This is a genomic window from Pseudomonas flavescens, from assembly GCF_013408425.1.
Taxonomy (GTDB): Bacteria; Pseudomonadota; Gammaproteobacteria; order Pseudomonadales; family Pseudomonadaceae; genus Aquipseudomonas; species Aquipseudomonas fulva_A.
In genome coordinates, this window is sequence record NZ_JACBYV010000001.1 from 3442492 (window position 1) to 3460247 (window position 17756).

At 63.4% G+C, this 17756-nt stretch carries 16 protein-coding genes; 10 read left to right on the forward strand and 6 right to left on the reverse strand.

Going from position 1 to position 17756, the window contains the following annotated elements:
• The first annotated feature begins 54 nt into the window (after positions 1 to 54).
• On the forward strand, positions 55 to 1950 hold the full coding sequence (locus FHR27_RS15375; RefSeq protein ID WP_179538994.1) for a methyl-accepting chemotaxis protein: 1896 nt from the start codon (positions 55 to 57) through the stop codon (positions 1948 to 1950).
• 53 nt (positions 1951 to 2003) lie between these two features.
• Here the strand turns inward: FHR27_RS15375 and FHR27_RS15380 are convergent, their stop codons facing one another.
• The 3 genes from FHR27_RS15380 to purU are packed head-to-tail and all read right to left on the reverse strand — an operon-like array spanning position 2004 to position 3498.
• Positions 2004 to 2180 carry a hypothetical protein gene (locus tag FHR27_RS15380; RefSeq protein ID WP_179538995.1) on the reverse strand — a complete coding sequence of 59 codons (177 nt, stop codon included), beginning with the start codon at positions 2178 to 2180 and terminating at the stop codon, positions 2004 to 2006.
• Positions 2181 to 2186: 6 nt separating this feature from the next.
• The gene (locus tag FHR27_RS15385) at positions 2187 to 2609 is read right to left on the reverse strand and encodes a CBS domain-containing protein (protein WP_042556267.1); all 423 of its coding nucleotides are present in this window, start codon (positions 2607 to 2609) and stop codon (positions 2187 to 2189) included.
• A 37-nt stretch (positions 2610 to 2646) separates the two neighbouring features.
• Positions 2647 to 3498, reverse strand: a complete 852-nt coding sequence (gene purU / locus FHR27_RS15390; RefSeq protein ID WP_042556266.1) for a formyltetrahydrofolate deformylase — start codon at positions 3496 to 3498, stop codon at positions 2647 to 2649.
• Between the two features lie 335 nt (positions 3499 to 3833).
• On the opposite strand from purU, the gene mvaT reads away from it, so the two are divergent.
• On the forward strand, positions 3834 to 4214 hold the full coding sequence (mvaT, locus tag FHR27_RS15395; protein WP_042556265.1) for a histone-like nucleoid-structuring protein MvaT: 381 nt from the start codon (positions 3834 to 3836) through the stop codon (positions 4212 to 4214).
• A 176-nt stretch (positions 4215 to 4390) separates the two neighbouring features.
• Here mvaT and sbcB read toward each other — a convergent pair whose 3' ends face one another.
• Positions 4391 to 5821, reverse strand: coding sequence for an exodeoxyribonuclease I (gene sbcB / locus FHR27_RS15400; RefSeq protein ID WP_264650070.1), 1431 nt, complete (start codon positions 5819 to 5821; stop codon positions 4391 to 4393).
• A 191-nt stretch (positions 5822 to 6012) separates the two neighbouring features.
• On the opposite strand from sbcB, the gene FHR27_RS15405 reads away from it, so the two are divergent.
• The 8 genes from FHR27_RS15405 (at position 6013) to FHR27_RS15440 (ending at position 14195) form a co-directional block, all read left to right on the forward strand.
• Complete coding sequence (locus tag FHR27_RS15405) at positions 6013 to 6774, forward strand: hypothetical protein (protein ID WP_042556263.1); 762 nt, start codon at positions 6013 to 6015, stop codon at positions 6772 to 6774.
• Positions 6775 to 6864: 90 nt separating this feature from the next.
• Positions 6865 to 7590: an RDD family protein gene (locus FHR27_RS15410; protein WP_042556262.1), complete on the forward strand. Its 726-nt coding sequence runs from the start codon at positions 6865 to 6867 to the stop codon at positions 7588 to 7590.
• Positions 7587 to 8567: a stage II sporulation protein M gene (locus tag FHR27_RS15415; protein WP_042556261.1), complete on the forward strand. Its 981-nt coding sequence runs from the start codon at positions 7587 to 7589 to the stop codon at positions 8565 to 8567. The genes FHR27_RS15410 and FHR27_RS15415 overlap by 4 nt, the downstream gene beginning before the upstream one ends.
• Positions 8554 to 10122: a DUF4129 domain-containing protein gene (locus FHR27_RS15420; RefSeq protein ID WP_042556260.1), complete on the forward strand. Its 1569-nt coding sequence runs from the start codon at positions 8554 to 8556 to the stop codon at positions 10120 to 10122. The genes FHR27_RS15415 and FHR27_RS15420 overlap by 14 nt, the downstream gene beginning before the upstream one ends.
• On the forward strand, positions 10119 to 11339 hold the full coding sequence (locus FHR27_RS15425) for a DUF4350 domain-containing protein (protein WP_179538997.1): 1221 nt from the start codon (positions 10119 to 10121) through the stop codon (positions 11337 to 11339). The genes FHR27_RS15420 and FHR27_RS15425 overlap by 4 nt, the downstream gene beginning before the upstream one ends.
• A complete protein-coding gene (locus FHR27_RS15430) occupies positions 11336 to 12382 on the forward strand; it encodes an AAA family ATPase (protein WP_042556258.1) in 1047 nt (348 codons plus the stop codon). The genes FHR27_RS15425 and FHR27_RS15430 overlap by 4 nt, the downstream gene beginning before the upstream one ends.
• Before the next feature lie 25 nt (positions 12383 to 12407).
• Positions 12408 to 13739 carry a DUF58 domain-containing protein gene (locus FHR27_RS15435; RefSeq protein WP_042556257.1) on the forward strand — a complete coding sequence of 444 codons (1332 nt, stop codon included), beginning with the start codon at positions 12408 to 12410 and terminating at the stop codon, positions 13737 to 13739.
• Between the two features lie 162 nt (positions 13740 to 13901).
• Positions 13902 to 14195: a hypothetical protein gene (locus FHR27_RS15440; RefSeq protein WP_042556256.1), complete on the forward strand. Its 294-nt coding sequence runs from the start codon at positions 13902 to 13904 to the stop codon at positions 14193 to 14195.
• Positions 14196 to 14229: 34 nt separating this feature from the next.
• Here the strand turns inward: FHR27_RS15440 and FHR27_RS15445 are convergent, their stop codons facing one another.
• Together FHR27_RS15445 and FHR27_RS15450 are read right to left on the reverse strand one after the other, a co-directional pair.
• Complete coding sequence (locus FHR27_RS15445; RefSeq protein ID WP_042556255.1) at positions 14230 to 15126, reverse strand: transglutaminase family protein; 897 nt, start codon at positions 15124 to 15126, stop codon at positions 14230 to 14232.
• Positions 15123 to 17612 (reverse strand): circularly permuted type 2 ATP-grasp protein, encoded by a 2490-nt coding sequence (locus FHR27_RS15450; RefSeq protein WP_179538998.1) that lies wholly within the window; start codon positions 17610 to 17612, stop codon positions 15123 to 15125. Before FHR27_RS15450 ends, FHR27_RS15445 begins: the two co-directional genes overlap by 4 nt.
• Between the last annotated feature and the right edge of the window lie 144 nt (positions 17613 to 17756).

Sequence of the window (17756 nt, forward strand, 5' to 3'; positions counted from 1 at the left end):
CCAGATGGCGACGCCCCCAAGACTGGTTCCAGTGACTTCCGGACGCAAGATGCCATGACGAGAAACCTGCAGTTCAGCCACAAGATCCTGCTGGCCGCCACCCTGGTGGTAACGGTCGCCTTCGCCCTGTTCAGCCTCTATAACGACAGCCGCCAGCGTAGCAGCATCCAGCAGGCACTCCAGAACAACCTGAGTCAGGCCAGCGACGCCGCGGCGGGCAATATCGAAAGCTGGTTGTCGGGGCGTATCCTGCTGATCGAAAGCCTCGCCCAGAACCTGGAGCTGGCCATCGCGAGCGGCAACCTGCAAGACGTCATTTCGCGCCCGGTCTACAAAGGCGCCTTCCTCTCCACCTACATCGGCCTGCAAGGCGATGGCCGCTTCCTGTCCAGCCCGCCGACCCAGATGGCCGCCGGCTACGACCCGCGCACTCGCCCCTGGTACAAGGACACCGCCCAGGCCAACCGTACCGTCCTCACCGCGCCCTACGTCGACCAGATCACCAATTCCCTGGTGATTTCGCCGATCGCCCCGGTGCGCGGCCCCGACGGCAAAGTGTTCGGCATGACCGGCGGTGACGTCAGCCTGGATACTTTGGTGAAGATCATCAACTCCATCGAGCTGGGCGACCTGGGCTATGCGTTCCTGGTCAGCAAGGACGGTACCGTGCTGGTCCACCCCCAGGGCGACCTGGTGATGAAGAACCTGCGTGATCTCTATCCGAATACCAGCATCGGCCTCGACAGCAAGCTGACCGAAGTCGAACAGGATGGCCAGGACCGGCTGCTGACCTTCGCCCCGGTCCAGGGCCTGCCCGATGTGCAGTGGTATGTCGGCCTCTCCATCGACAAGAACCTGGCGTACGCCGAGCTGGATGAATTCCGCCTGTCCGCGGCCATCGCCACGCTGATCGCGGTCGCGTTGATCATTGCGCTGCTCGGCGTGCTGATCCGCGTACTGATGCAGCCGCTGACCACCATGGGCAAGGCCATGGAAGACATCGCCCGTGGCGAAGGCGACCTGACCAAGCGCCTGGCCATCCAGTCCAACGACGAATTCGGCGCACTGGCCAGCTCGTTCAACCGCTTCGTCGAACGTATCCACACGTCCATTCGCGAGGTGTCCTCGGCCACCGCCCAGGTCAACGAGGTCGCCAAGCTGGTGGTCAACGCGTCGAACTCGTCCATCGTCAATTCGGACGAGCAGGCCAGCCGCACCAACAGCGTGGCTGCGGCGATCAACGAGCTCGGCGCCGCCGCCCAGGAGATCGCCCGCAACGCCGCGGACGCGTCCAATCAGGCATCGGACGCCCGCCTGCAGGCTGAAGACGGCGGCAAGGTGGTGCAGCAGGCGATCAAATCCATGACCGAGCTGTCGACCAAGGTCATCGACGCCCGTGCCAAGATCGAGATGCTCAACGGCAAGACCGTGGACATCGGGCAGATTCTCGAAGTGATCAAAAGTATTTCCCAGCAGACCAACCTGCTCGCCCTCAACGCCGCCATCGAAGCGGCACGCGCCGGCGAGGCAGGTCGCGGTTTCGCGGTGGTCGCTGACGAGGTGCGCAACCTCGCCCATCGCACCCAGGAGTCGGCCCAGGAAATCGAGAAGATGATCGAAGAACTGCAGATCGGCTCCCGCGAATCGGTCACCACCATGACCGAGAGCCAGCGCTACAGCGAGGAAAGCGTGGCAGTCGCCAACCAGGCCGGCGAGCGGCTGGGCAGCGTGACCACGCGCATTGGCGAGATCGATGGCATGAACCAGTCGGTGGCGACCGCCACGGAAGAACAGACCTCGGTGATCGAGGCGCTGAACATGGACGTCACCGAAATCAACACCCTCAATCAGGAAGGCGTGGAAAACCTCCAGGCCACCCTGCGCGCCTGCGCGGATCTGGAGCAGCAGGCCGCTCGCCTGACCCACCTGGTCGGCAGCTTCCGCATCTGATCGCAGAAAACCAACAAGGGCGCCAATGGCGCCCTTGTTCGTCGATGTCCGACCTACTTGTCCGGCGTAGCATCACGCTCACGCTGCAAGCGCTTCCACAACGCCTCGGCACCGTCGAACTCGGCGCCGTCCTCTTCGCTCAACGCCTCTGGATCGTAACGCCGCACACAACCTTCACCCAGGGTGGGCGGTGGCGTTGCGGTGCCGGGTTGGCGCGGCTGATCGCTCATGAGAGATCAGCCGCGCCGGTGGCCCTGTTCATGCTGGGCGAACTCCTTGACCGCCAGCAGCACGTCGTGACGGCTGATCTGACCGACCAGCTTGCCACCTTCAATGACCGGAAAACGTCGGCGCCGTCCTTTCAGGAAGCGTTCGGCCACATCGATGATGTCGGCTTCCGGCGAGGTGGTTTCAACGTTGGTGGTCATGTAGGAAGCGATAGTGCCGCCAGTCGACTCGTAATAAGCCCCCTGAAGAATGCCCCGCAGGCAGTCGCCCTCCGACAACAGGCCAACCAGACGATCGTGATCGTCAACCACCGGCGCGCCGGAAATACGGTGTTCCAGCAATCGGTTGATGGCCGTGAACAGATCGGTGTCGGCATGGAAGGTGACCAAGTGACGGGTCATGTAATCACGCACTTTCACGGACTTGAGCATGAACGGACTCCCTTATTCGAGCATCGGGTCGAATGGATCAGTCGAACACAACGGTCTTGTTGTTGTGTACCAGCACCCGATCTTCCAAGTGATAGCGCAGACCACGGGAAAGCACCATCTTTTCCACGTCCTTGCCGAGGCGCACCATCTCTTCGATGCTCTCGCGATGGCTGACGCGCACCACGTCCTGTTCGATGATCGGGCCGGCATCCAGCTCTTCGGTCACGTAGTGGGAGGTCGCGCCAATCAGCTTGACGCCTCGCAGCGAGGCCTGGTGGTAAGGCTTGGCACCCACGAACGAAGGCAGGAAGCTGTGGTGAATGTTGATCACCCGCTGCGCATAGTCCTGACACAATTTGGGCGGCAGGATCTGCATGTAGCGAGCCAACACGATGGCATCGGCGCGGTGCTCTTCCACCAGGCGTGCGACCTCATCGAAGGCCGGTTGCTTGTTCTGCGGGTCCACCGGCACGTGGATGAACGGAATGCCGTGCCACTCGACCATGCTGCGCAGGTCGTCATGGTTGGAGATCACGCAGGGAATATCGCAGTCGAGCTCGTTGCTGTGCCAGCGGTGCAGCAGGTCGGCCAGGCAGTGGGACTCGCGGCTGGCCATCAGCACCACACGCTTCTTCTGCGCCGAATCGGTGATCCGCCACTCCATGGAGAATTCCCGGGCGATCGGCGAGAACGCCTGATTGAAGCCATCGAGATCGAAGGGCAACGAATCGGCACGAATTTCATGACGCATGAAGAACCAGCCACTCTGCGTGTCGGAGTGGTGGCTCGCCTCGGTGATCCAGCCGTTGTAGGTCGCCAGAAAGTTACTGACCTTGGCGACGATGCCAGTACGGTCAGGGCAGGCGATGACCAGCCGAAAAGTGCGCATGAACAACTCCAGAGAAATAGCGAAGGCGCGCATTTTAGCCAGACTAACGAAAAACTGCAGTATCTCTACAGGCCTGACTGTGCGCGCAACGTCCGATCAGCGACCGACCGGCAGAAAAAGCCATGCAAAGCCACGTAACAAACGCGCTGGCCAATTGGCCGAGCGGATTAATTCCCGCATGTTTTCAAGTGTCAATAAAACAGTAAATCGCTGTCGCCAGCTGCAACTTATTTTCTACAAGAACGTCTCTACACTACAAAGCGGTTTACTTATAATTAAGCGATGTCTACTATAAGCAACACTTGGCCACCACTCCCTGCATTAAAGGTAAACACATGTCCTTGATCACCGAATACCGTACCCTCGAAGAAAACATCAAAGAACTGCAAGAGCGTCTTAAGAATCTGTCGCAAGACGACAAACTGAAGAAAGAGCTGGAGTTCGAAGGCAAGCTGCGCACCCTGATGGGTGAATACCAGAAGTCGCTGCGTGACATCATCGCGCTGCTGGATCCGGATGCCAAAGCTGGCAAGGCTCAACGCAATGCCAAAGCTGCACCGACCGGCAGCAAGCGTGCTCGTAAAGTTAAGCAGTACAAGAACCCGAACACCGGCGAAGTCATCGAAACCAAAGGTGGCAACCACAAGACCCTGAAAGAGTGGAAAGCCAAGTGGGGCGCTGACGTGGTCGAAGGCTGGGCAACCCTGCTGGGCTGATACCAGATCGGGGCTGTGAGTCCATGAAGAACGCCAGCAATGCTGGCGTTTTTTATGGGCGCTATTATTGGTTCGAGAAACAAGGCATCACGAGTGCACTCGGTGCCAGCCCGGCTTGCTCTGCCGCAGAAGCTATTCCCCTGCGCCGTCTTTTATCTCGATAGTGGCCAATTGATTTACAGCGCATAACGCTGACGCAAATGCCGTGCATGAGCGCCCCACGCCTCCAATATCACTCGCTGCGCATCTGTCGCTCCGGTCAGGTATTGTGCCAAGTCCGTCTCGAAACTCGCCAAGGTATTGGGGGCTCCCCACTCTGCGTGAGTAAGGCGCTGACGACAAAAGTCCTCCCAGCGTTTTTGCTCCTCGCCATTCAAGGTGGCAGGAAAGTTTCGCGCCCGATAACGAAACAGTAATTCAGGTAACCGATGGTCATCGAAAGGCCAGCCCTGTTCGCCCAACTGTTGCGGATCGCAAGTGCGAACCTGCTCGCACAGTCGACGGTCACGATCACCGATAAAACCGTCATACAACTGTTGTTCCGGATCGCTCACAGCGGCAAAACTTTCCTCTTCGTATACCTGCGGCAATTTGTCCTGCCATTCGGGCTGGCTATCGATCAGGCGCTGCGCGCGAGCCTGGTAGTCGGCCTTGTCCAACTGCAGCCGCTGGCAATCTTCCGGACGCAGCACACTCAAGGGCGCGACTACCGGACAACGGTTTATATGGATGAGTTTGAGCGGCACCGGCAGTTCGCCCTCGGCCAGTTGCTCGCGCCGGGTATAAAGACGGCGACGCAACGTTTCGCCCTCTTCGTCGAGGAGCGGCGTGGTATCGAGGTGCAGGTCGCAGACGATCAGTGCATTGCGGTTACGCGGGTGCCAGGCCAGCGGCAGCACGATTCCCAGGTAGTGGCGTGCGCCGGCAAAGCGCCCGGATACATGCACCATCGGCTGCAACAGGCGCACTTGATCGAGCACCCGCTGCTTGCCGCGCAGCCCATAGAGATAATCGTAGAGTTTCGGCTGACGCTCGCGCACCAGCCGCGCGAGAGCGATGGTCGCACGCACGTCGGATAGCGCATCGTGCGCCTGGCCATGCTCGATGCCATTGGCGGCGGTCAGTTGCTCCAGCTTCAGGCTGACGCCCTTTTCACCCTGGGGCCATTCGATGCCTTCCGGGCGCAAGGCATAGGCGGTGCGCACCATGTCGATGAGATCCCAACGGCTGTTGCCACCCTGCCACTCCCGCGCATAGGGATCGAAGAAGTTGCGGTACAGGCTGTAGCGCGTTACCTCGTCATCGAAACGCAGGCTGTTGTAGCCCACGCCACAAGTGCCGGGACGCGCCAGTTCGGCATGCATGCGAGTCATGAACTCGGCTTCGCCGAGCCCTTCACTGGCCAGTCGCTCCGGGCCGATGCCGGTAATCATGCAGGCGGCCGGGTGCGGCAGAATATCGTCGCTGGGCTGGCAATAGAGGTTGAGGGGCGCCTCTATTTCATTGAGCTGTTCATCGGTGCGGATACCCGCGACCTGCAGCGGACGATCGCGGCGCGGGTCGATACCGGTGGTTTCGTAGTCATACCAGAACAGACTGGAAGGCACGGGGGGCTCCTTTGGCGAATGGACGCCGCAGTCTAGGTTCGTTACCGCCTCACCACAAACCGCAACGCATCCTCGAAAGCTTGATCGGCCGCACACCCTTAGCGAAACCACGCGACGTTTGCGCTTGTGGCCCCTCACTTCCACCATTAATATTACGAAACAATCTTACTCACACTCGCCAAGGATGAATCATGAGTGACGCGCTCTCCACGAACCCCTACGCCGTTCCCACCAGCCAACTGCAGGAAACGTCCAATAGCGACCAGGCGCCGAGCATCGAGCAGGCCCTGAGCCGTGGCTACGATTTCAGCATCGGCGCGCTGATCAGCGAAGCCTGGCAACTGACCAAGGGCACCAAAGGCATCATCATCGGTGGCTTCCTGATCTTCTACGTGGCGATATTCATCGCCTCGTTCGTGATCGGTGCGGTGCTGGGCATCTTCACCGCGTTCAGCGAAAACCTGGCACTGATCATCATCGGTCAGATCGTCACGACCATTCTCGCCTCCGCCGTGAGCTACCCCTTCATCGCCGGCCTGAGCATGATCGGCATCCGTCGCGCGGCAGGCCAGCCGTTCAGCTTCAACGAGATTTTCAACCACTTCGGTCGTACCGTGCCGCTGCTGATCGTTGCGGTCGTGATGATGCTGCTTATCTACCTCGGCATGCTCCTGCTGCTGATTCCGGGCATCTACCTGTCGGTCGCCTACATGCTGGCCATTCCGCTGGTCGTCGAGCGCGGCCTGTCGCCCTGGCAAGCCATGGAAGCTTCGCGCAAGGCCATCACTCAGCACTGGTTCAAGGTCTTCGGCCTGTTCCTGCTGCTGGGCCTGATCGTTGCCATCAGCGCAATCCCCGTGTTCATCGGTCTGATCTGGACCGTGCCACTGTTCGTCGTGGCCATGGGCGTGCTGTATCGCACCATCTTCGGCGTACTGCCGGTCGCACGCTAAGCACCTTCTCACCTGGCCGCGTTTCTCGCGGCCAGGTTGCTTCCTGCCTCGCTGCTGGCTAGCATCGGGCTTTGCTCATATGACGTGACGATGCCGCCCTCCTCCATTTCCCCTCTCACTCGACAACGGCACCCGGTGCTGGACACGCGCTATCAGGTGGAAACCCCGGAAGGCATCGACCTGGCATTGCGCCCGGCAGGCCTGGTACCACGGGCGCTGGCCTTTACCATCGACCTGCTGATCCGCGGCGTCATTCTCGCGGTCGTCTACCTGACGCTAGGCATGTTCGGCCAACTCGGCATGGGCATCGCGACCATCGCGCTGTTCCTGGTGACCTGGTGGTACATGGTGCTGTTCGAAGTGCTCAACCAGGGCCGCTCGCCAGGCAAGCAGTTACTCGGCCTGCGCGTGGTGCATGACGATGGCACACCCATCGGCTGGCCGGCCTCGCTGACCCGCAACCTGCTGCGCTTCGTCGACCTGCTGCCATTCGCCTATACGCTTGGCATCATCAGTTGCCTGAGCAATCGCGCCTTCAAGCGTCTCGGTGACATCGCCGCCGGTACGCTGGTCGTCTACCGCGATCAGCCCATCGAGCGCCCCAATCTGCCCGAGGCCGAAGCGTTGCGTGCACCCTTCCCCCTCGATTTCGCCGAGCAGCGCGCCATGCTCGCCTTCGCCGAACGCGGTGAAGGCCTGTCGACTGCCCGACGCGCCGAGCTGGCTGCCATTCTCGCCGAGCCCCTGCAGGTGGATGCCGAGCAGGCGGAAGGCAGGATCAACGGTATCGCCCGCAGCCTGTTGGGGCCGACATGAAGCAGAGTCTTTTCGAATCTCGGCACCAGCCACAGTGGCAGGCATTCAGCGAGCAACTGGCGCGACTGGAGAAAGGCAAAGCAGATGCGGAGAAAAGCCGTACCTTCGCCGCCGACTACCGGCGTCTGTGCCAGCATCTGGCCCTGGCCAGGGAACGCGGTTACAGCAACCACCTGATCGACGAGCTACAGCAACTGGCGCTACGCGGCCATCAGCAGTTCTACCGTCATCGCAGCGCCATAGGGCCGCAACTGATCGGCTTCGTGCTGGCCGGTTTCCCACGTCTGGTGCGTGAAGAGTGGCGTCTGGTGACGATCGCCAGCCTGCTGTTCTTCGGCAGCCTGGCCGTCATGGGCACCCTCGTCTACCTGTTTCCCGACCTCGTCTACAGCGTCATGGACCCCAGCCGCGTCAGCGAGATGGAAAGCATGTACGACCCCGATACCTCGCGCCTCGGACGCTTCGGTGAGCGCGACTCCGGTGATGACTGGATGATGTTCGGCTACTACATCATGAACAACATCGGCATCGCCTTTCAGACCTTCGCCAGCGGCCTGCTGTTCGGGGTCGGCAGCCTGTTCTTCCTGCTGTTCAACGGCCTGATGATCGGTGCCGTGGCCGGTTACCTGACGCAACTGGGCTACAGCGAAACCTTCTGGTCGTTCGTGATCGGCCACGGTGCCTTCGAATTGACCGCCATCGCCCTGGCCGGCGCCGCGGGCCTCAAGCTCGGCTGGGCATTGCTCGCCCCCGGGCGCCTGCCCCGCGGCGAAGCCCTGCGCCTGGCCGCAACGCGCGCGGTACGGCTGCTTGGCGGCGCGGCGCTGTTCCTGCTGATCGCCGCGTTCATCGAGGCCTACTGGTCCTCCATGACCTTCACCACGCCCCATATCAAATACTGGGTGGGCGCCGGACTCTGGGCATCGGTCCTGGCTTACCTGTGCCTGGCCGGCAGGGGGCAGCATGCGCCTGACTGACGCCAGCGTGGCGATCCGCCCGCGCACGCCCTGGGAAGCCATCGATCTCGGCGTCCTCATGGCCGGTCGTCATCGCAGCCTGCTGATGGCCAGCTGGGCAGCCGTCACCGTGCCGATTTTCGCCCTGCTCTGTGCCCTGCTGTGGCAGTACCCCACCTGGGCCATATTGGTTTTCTGGTGGCTGAAGCCGGCCTACGAACGGCTACCGCTGTACATTCTCTCCCGCGCGCTGTTTGGCGATACGCCGACCTTCAAGCAGGCGCTCAAGGCATTTCCCGGCCTGCTCAAACCGCAGCTGCTGGCCAGCCTGACCTGGCGACGCCTCAGCCCGTCGCGCAGCTTCGACCTGCCGGTGCTGCAGCTCGAAGGCCTGAAGGGCAAGGAGCGCACCCAACGCCTGAACGTACTGGCGCAACGCGATGCCGGCGCAGCGACCTGGCTGACCGTGGTTGGCATACACCTCGAGACGGCCCTGTGGGTCGGGCTGGGCAGCCTGGTGTATTTGCTGATCCCCACCCAGGTATCCACCGAGTGGGACTGGCAGAGCCTGATCAATGGCGATACCAGCGACTGGTTCTGGCTGGAGCACCTCTCCAACCTGGCCTACGTGCTGTTGCTGATTCTCTGGGAACCGATTTACGTCGCCTGCGGCTTCAGCCTGTACCTGAACCGTCGCACCGCCCTGGAAGGCTGGGACATCGAACTGACCTTCCGCCGCCTGCGCCAGCGCCTCACCGGTGTCGCCTACGCACTATTGCTGGGCTGCGGCATGCTGTTGCTGAACGTGCCGACGCCAGCCCTGGCAGATACCTCGCACAGCTGCCCGCTGCCCAGCGAAGACCCGGACGGCCCACAGGCTCCGCGCATGCTCGCGCAGCCGCTGAGCACCGAGGCCTCGCGCGAATCGGTGCTGGCGATTCTCGACGAAACACCCTTCGAGAACCGCGAAGCGGTGACTCGCTGGCGCTTCGGCGACGAAGCCAAGCAGGAGGAACCCTCTGAAGACAGCCGCAAAGCGCTGGAAAGCCTGTTCGAGATGCTCGAAAGCTGGACGGCCTTGAAAGGCATTGCGCTGTTCTTCGAAGCCGTGCTGTGGGCGCTGCTGATCGGCATCGTCGCGCTGGTGCTCTGGCGCTACCGCGAGTGGCTGAGCACCTTCGCTGGCGGTACTCGGCTGCGCATGCCGCAAAGAAGCCAGTCACCTGACCAGCTGTTCGGCCTGGAAGTACTGCCACAGAGCCTGCCGGACGATGTCGCCAGCACTGCCGAACGTCTCTGGCAGGACGACCCGCGGGCAGCCCTGGGCCTGCTCTACCGCGCCCTGCTCAGCCGCCTGATCCACGACCACAAGTTGCCGCTCAAGGGTTCTCACACCGAAGCCGAGGTGCTGCCCCTGGTCGACGGCCTCGACGATCCGGAGCTCAGCAACTTCAGCCAGACCCTGACCCGTCACTGGCAGAACCTCGCCTACGGTCACCGCCTGCCGCCGACCGAGGCGCGCCCGGCGCTGTGCAATGACTGGCGACGCCTGATCGAACACGGTGGTCGGTCATGAACCGCACCGCGCGTTTCGTCATCGGCGCCCTGCTGGTACTGGGCCTTGGCCTGCTCGGCGCCTATCTGTTGAGGCATGCCGAGCCCTACGAAGACGTAGTGAGCCACGGGCCGTCACCGGAAGCACGCGCCAACCCCTATCTGGCCGCCGAGCAGTTTCTGCGCAAACAGGGCCTCGACGTGACGCGCGCCGACAACCTCGCCGGCCTGGCCGAATTGCCCAGCCGCGGCCATACCCTGCTGCTGCTCGGTAACCGCAGCAACCTGACGCCACGGCAGAACGAGCGCCTGCTGCAGTGGGCAGCCCAGGGGGGCCACCTGCTGTTCATCGCCGAACGCATGTGGGACGAAGAGAAAGGCAAGAGCGGCGACCTGCTGCTCGACGCCTTGAGCGTGCAGCAATACCCGGTCGAGAAACTCGACGAAGACGAGGAACAAGCGGACAGCGCTGCCGAAGAGGAAACCGCGGCCTCGGCCAACGATGAAAGCCAGCAAGAGCCGACGGATGCTTATCCGGAGCTGACCAAGCTGTATCTGGAGAACGAGCAGGCACCCGCCTATGTCGATTTCGATACCGACTTCCATCTCTACGACGCCAACAACCTTGCCCATGTCTGGGCCAACAGCGGCGAAGCCACTCACCTGCTGCAGATCTATCACGGCGAAGGGCTGATCAGCATCGTCACCGACGCCTGGATCTGGCAGAACGCCAACCTGGCCGATTACGACAACGCCTGGCTGCTCTGGTACCTCAGCCAGGACAGTGCGGTGACCCTGGTCTACAACGCCGACCGCGACAACCTGCTGACCCTCTTGCAACGCCATTTCACTCCGGCTCTGCTGGCCCTCGGCCTGTTGCTGCTCCTGGGGCTGTGGCACGTCGGCCAGCGTCGTGGCCCGCTGCTGCAGCCGCAACCGGCGAGCCGCAGGCAACTGCAGGAACACCTGCGCGGCGCAGCCGACTTCCTGCTTCGTCAAGGTGGCCAGCAGCGCCTGCTGAACAACCTGCAGCAGGACATCCTGCGCCGCGCCCGGCGCCGGCACCCCGGCTTCGAGCGGCTCGGCGTCGCCGATCAGTGGCAGATTCTCGGCCGCCTCAGCCGCCAGCCTTCCGCAGCCATCAGCCAGGCCATGCGCCCGCTGAGCAAGAAACGCCTTTCCGCCAGCGACTTCACCCGACAGGTCGCCCACCTGCAAACACTCAGGAATGCCCTATGAGCGAACATACGCCCGACCAGCCGAGCAGTCCGATCAGCGAGCCTGCCAGCACCACAGCCGCACCAGCCGCCAGCAATATCGCCCAGCAGCGTCAGCGTGCCAGCCAGTTGGCCCAGGCCTTGCGCCAGGAATTGCAGAAAGCGGTGATCGGCCAGACGGCGGTCATCGATGATGTGCTCACCGCGCTGATCGCTGGCGGTCACGTACTGCTCGAAGGGGTGCCGGGGCTCGGCAAGACCCTGCTGGTGCGGGCTCTGGCCCGCTGCTTCGGCGGTGAATTCGCACGCATCCAGTTCACCCCGGACCTGATGCCCAGCGACATCACCGGCCATGCCGTGTACGACCTGCAGAGCGAACAGTTCAAGCTGCGCAAGGGGCCGATCTTCACCAACCTGCTGCTCACCGACGAGATCAACCGTGCTCCGGCCAAGACCCAGGCCGCCCTGCTGGAGGTCATGCAGGAGCGTCAGGTGACCCTGGAAGGCCGTCCGCTGGCGGTGCCGCTGCCGTTCATGGTGCTGGCCACCCAGAACCCCATCGAACAGGAAGGCACCTACCCGCTGCCGGAAGCCGAACTCGACCGTTTCATGCTCAAGCTGCACATGGATTACCCCGAGCAGGACGAAGAGTTGAGCATGGTGCGTCAGGTATCGCGCTCGACCAAGGCCGACATGCTCGAAGTCACGCCCCTGCGCACGCTGCTGCAGGCCAAGGACGTGCTGATCATGCAGAAGATCGCCGGTGATCTGCCGCTGGACGAACAGGTACTCGACTACGCCGTGCGCCTGGCCCGCGCGACCCGCAGCTGGCCGGGCCTGGCCATCGGCGCCGGTCCGCGCGCGTCCATCGCCCTGGTACGCGGCGCCCGCGCGCGCGCCCTGCTGCGTGGCGGCGACTTCGTGCTGCCCGATGACATCAAGGGCTGCGCCCTGGCCGTATTGCGCCACCGCGTGCGCCTGTCGCCGGAGCTGGATATCGAAGGGCTGTCCATCGATCAGGTTCTGCTGCAACTGCTCGATCAGGTTCCCGCACCCCGTCTATGAACGCCTCGATCCTGGATAGCGCGGCATGAAGCCCTCCTCCCTCCTGCTCCGCCTGCTGGCCGGGCTGCTGGTGGTCGCCATCGTACTCGGCGCGCTGGATGCCCTGTCCATCGCGGTGCCGGAACGCCTCGTCGCGCTCTGGTGGGGAGCCTTGCTGGTCCTCGCCGGCGCCGCGCTGATCGACGCCCTGCGCCTGTACCGCCAGGCGTCGCCTCGTCTGCAGCGGCACCTGCCGGGCAACCTGCCACTGGGACGCTGGAGCGATGTACAACTGACCGTCCATCACGCCTACCCGCGTGCCCTGCACATCCAGGTATTCGACCATGTCCCGCAGGACATGGCTGTCGAGCATCTGCCGCAACAGGTCGAACTGCGTCCGGGCGAACAGACCACCTTCAGCTACCGGGTGCGCCCGCTGCTGCGTGGTCATTTCGTCTTTCCACGCTGCGAAGTCAGCCTGCCCAGCCCGCTGCGTCTGTGGCAGTCGCGGCGCTATCTGGACGTGCGCGACGAAGCACGCGTCTACCCGGATTTCGCCCGCCTGTACGGCGCTCAACTGATGGCCGTGGACGACTGGGTCGCCCAACTGGGCGTGCGCCAGCAGCAGCGTCGTGGTCTTGGGCAGGAATTCCATCAGCTACGCGAATTCCGCGATGGCGATACCCTGCGGCAGATCGACTGGAAGGCCACTGCCCGCAAGCGCACGCCCATCGCCCGTGAGTATCAGGACGAACGTGACCAGCAGATTCTGTTCCTGATCGACTGTGGCCGGCGCATGCGCAGCCAGGACGGCGAGCTGTCGCATTTCGACCACGCCCTCAACGCCAGTCTGCTGCTCAGCTACGTGGCCCTGCGCCAGGGAGACGCAGTGGGGCTGATGACCTTCGCTGGCGAGCAAAGCCGCTACCTGGCACCGGTCAAGGGCCAGGCTCAGGTCAATGTGCTGCTCAACGCCGTCTACGACCTGCAGAGCACCCAGCGTCCGGCTGACTACGCCGCTGCTGCGGATACCTTGCTCAGCCGCCAGAGCCGGCGCGCCCTGGTGGTGCTGATCACCAACCTGCGCGACGAAGACGACGAGGAGTTGCTGGGCGCGGTGAAACGCCTGGAGCGCCGGCACCGGGTGCTGATCGCCAGCCTGCGCGAGGAAGTGCTCGACAGCCTTCGACATACCCAGGTGCGCGACTACGAGTCGGCCTTGAACTACTGCGGTGCCGTGGATTACCTCAACGCACGCAACACCCTGCACGAGCGCCTGGCCGCTCACAACGTCCCGGTGCTGGACGCCCGCCCTGGCGAACTCGGCCCCGAACTGGTCAACCGCTACCTGGCCTGGAAAAAGGCCGGGATGCTCTAACCCCGATGCTGGCCGCGCGGATGGAGCCTGGCAGATCATGCCCCGGGTTTCGCTGGCTCAACCGCAGGCTGGGGGTAACAGTTGTTTGTTTCTGACTACTGCCCTGAAACGCGCCATTCCTTATACTGCGCCCCATCGATTTCGCCTGTGGAGCGCACGCCTGTGAACTTTTCCTCCTGGACACCCAAGGAGCGCCTGATTTCCGCGGCCTTCTTCGCCGTGGCCATCGGTTGCCTGCTGTATGGCTTCACATCGGGCGTACCGCCCATGAGCAGCGAGTTCTTCTCGATGTTCGCCGTGGTGTCGCTGGTGATTGGCCTGGCGCTGACACCCAGCTTCATGCTTCAACCGCTACGCGAAAGCCTGGGCAGCAATCTGTCCAAACCGATGCGCATCGCCCTGGGCTTCTTCTGTGCCTTCCAGCTGATCGCGGTCATTCGCGTGATTCTCGGCTGAGTCCCGCAGCCCGCCATTCGGCAGGCTGGCGTACTCAGTTCGCCGGTAACGGCATGACCGTGACCTGCACCTCGGGATCATGATCACCACCCCCGAGAATCACCCCGCGCAACGGGGAAACATCGGAAAAGTCGCGGCCCCAGGCCAGGGTAATGTGCTCCAGCGCCGGCAGGATGTTGTTGGTCGGGTCGAAATCCACCCAACCGTTGCGCGGGCAATACACCGACACCCAGGCATGCGAGGCATCGGCGCCGATCAGACGCGGCTGGCCGGGTGGCGGCTGGGTGAGCAGGTAGCCGCTGACGTAACGTGCCGCCAGGCCCCGGGAACGCAGGCAGGCGAGCATCAGGTGGGCGAAGTCCTGACAGACCCCGCGCCGCTCCTCGAGCACCTTGAGCAGCGGCGTCGCCACCTGCGTGGCTTCGGCATCGAAGGTGAACTCGTCGAAGATCTTCTGCATCAGCACGCGCACCGAGAGCAGCAGCGGCTGCTCGGGCAGGAAGCAATCGTCGGCGAACAGGCTGAAGGCGCGCTTCAGACGCACGTAGGGTGACTGGAAACGGTAGCGGGTAGCGTCCAGCAACTGCGCATCCCACGGCTGCCCCCGATACCCCAGAGCCTCACAGGCGGATTCCCAAGACGGCGAGTCCTGCAGATCGAGATACGCCCGCGGCAGCACTTCGACATTCAGTCTGGCGCAGACCTTAAGCGCGTCGTGGGGCCGCTCGAAGGCCAGGCGGGTCAACGGATTGCCGAATACATCGACGATATCGTGGCGCTGACAGGGCTGCGGGGTGATCTGCAGATGGCGCTCCTCGCAGCGCTGCCAGGCACAGTCACGCGGCCACAGGTGGGCCAGCTGCTGGGCCAGGGACACTGGCGAGGCATAACGATAATGGGTGTCGTGCAACACCTGATAACGAGCACTCATGACGACCGGGTTCCCTGACTGGCGGCAACGTGCACGAAAAAGCGCAGGCCCAGTTCATCCGATGCCTGGCCGGATGCCTGGCCGATGGCCTCGAGCAGATCGGCCAGGCCATCGAGTACCGCGCGAACGCCACGGGCGCCGAACAGCGGATTTTCCAGGCTGCGCAGGTCGACGGCGCTCAATTGCCGCTCGAGCCGTGACAGTGCCGGCGCCTCGGGCAGATGGAAGCGTTCGGCCAGGCGCTCCAGGGAGCGCAACAGCGTGCGCACCTGGAACAGCACCGCGTGGGGGTTCTGCTCATCGAGCAGCAGCAGGTCGAGTACCGGAATCAGCTGTGCCGAGGCCATGTAGCGCGTGCGGTAGGTGATGCTGCTGTTACCCAGTTCCAGCAACCACTCGAGTGCCGACTGATCATCCGGCTTGCTGCTGCGCAGGAAGCCGCCGACGCTGTCACAGAGAAACTGCAGGCGTTCGATGCAGCGGCCGATCATCAGGAAACGCCAGCCATCGTCACGGGTCATGTCGTCCAGCGCAAAGCCGGAGAGCGCCGCCAGTGACATCAGCAGGCGATTGAGAAAATCCAGCAACTGGCCAAAATCGCCGCCACGGGCCTCCAGATTCTGCGCATCGCGTTGCAGCTCCACCAGCGCCTGCCAGTTGGCCTGGGAAAGCTTGCCGCGTACGCTGCCGGCGGTCCATTGCAGGCGTTGCAGATTGATGCGCAGGCTGGCTGGCCATTCGGCACCGAGCACCGCCTCCAGCAGCCGGGCATCCAGAGCGCCGTGCTCCTCATCGGGCAACAGGCCGAGGCTTTCGCCAAGATCCAGCGCCGCCTCCAGAGCCTGCGGGTCATCATCGTCATCGACGTAACGACCGAGCATGATGCGCAGCAGCCGCGCGCTGTCCTCACAGCGCTCGCTGTAGCGACCGAACCAGAACAGGTTTTCCACCACCCGTGACGGCAGATAGGGGTCGCTGCGCACCAGATCGGCTGCGCCCAGCGGGCGCATACCCTGCCACGGTTCACCGGGGCCGTGGCGCTCGCCGAGCACCCAGGTGTCCTTGCTGGCACCGCCACGCTGCATCGACACCACCTCGGCGTCGGCTTCTGCGGCCACGCGGGTCAAGCCGCCCGCCATCACCCGGTAGCCGTCGGCACTGGCCACGGCGAACACGCGCATGCCGATGGCGCGGGATTGCAGCTTGCCCTCCCCCTGCCAGACCGGCGCCTGGGACAGTTGCGCCAGCGCCTGAGCGACATAGGCATAAGGGCGCAGCCGCAGCCTTGCAGTCAGCTCGGCACGCTGCGCGGCATCCAGATCACGGCCGAATACCGGGGTGAAGCTCTGCGATGGGAAGCTCGGCCGGATAAGCAGCTCGGGGAGTTTTTCCAGGGCTTGCTCCAATACCGGTGGCTCGCCGCACCACCAACTGGCGATGCTCGGCAGCAGCAGCGGCTCACCCAGCAGCTTCTCGCTGATCGCCGGCAGAAAGCCTGGCAGCCCGGGCGCTTCCAGCACACCGCTACCGAGCGCGTTGGCGACCAGCACGCGGCCCTGACGCACCGCCTCCAACAGGCCGGGCACGCCCAGTGCGGAGTCGGTACGCAGTTCGAGGGGGTCGCAGAAATCGTCGTCGAGACGGCGCAGCACCGCATGTACGCGGCGCAACCCCGCCAGGGTCTTGAGGTACAGGGTGGCGTCGCGCACGGTCAGGTCGCTGCCTTCGACCAGCGGATAACCGAGCTGACGGGCCAGGTACAGGTGTTCGAAATAGCTCTCGTTGAATCGCCCGGGTGTCAGCACCACCACCAGCGGCGTCTCGCCATCGGCGGGCGCCTGACGCGCCAGGGTGTCCTGCAGGGTGCGGAAGAACCCCGCCAGGTACTGCACGCCCAGGTCCCGGTACAGCTCGGGGAAGGCGCGGGAAACGATTTGCCGGTTTTCCAGGGCGTAGCCCGCCCCGGAGGGCGCCTGGGTACGATCGGCCGTGACCCACCAGCGGCCATCGGGCGCCCGCGCCAGGTCCACGGCATACACATGCAGGAAGGTACCGCCTGGCGGCTGCAAGCCCTGGCAGGGCCAGAGAAAGTTCTCGTGGCCGAAGACCAGCTCCGGCGGCAGCAGGCCGTCGGCCAGTAGCTGCTGAGGGCCGTAAAGGTCGGCCAGTACCTTGTCGAGCAACGCCGCACGCTGGGCCACGCCGGCAGCGATGGTCTGCCACTCGGCCGCGGGAATCAGATTGGGCAGCAGGTCCAGTTCCCAGGGGCGATCCGCACCATCGGGATCGGCGTACACGTTGTAGGTAACGCCATTCTCCTGGATCTGTCGGGTCAGCATGGCCTGACGCTGCTGCAGCTGTGCCGGGCGGCTGCGCTGCAGTTGGGTCAGCAGCCTGCGCCAATGCGGGCGAACCTGCCCGCTGGCATCGAGCAGTTCATCGTAGGCCCCATCGTTGGACGGGTAATCGGCGAGCAGATCAGGCATCAATGTCTCGGTGATTCTTGGTGACGTCTTGTCGTTGGCTTAGCGTAGGCGTTGCACGGTGAAAGCATAACCTGCGCCAGTAAAACCCACTCAACATCGCGCGAGCTAGAGCACGGCAAGGGCTTGGCGCCCCCAAAAACAGGC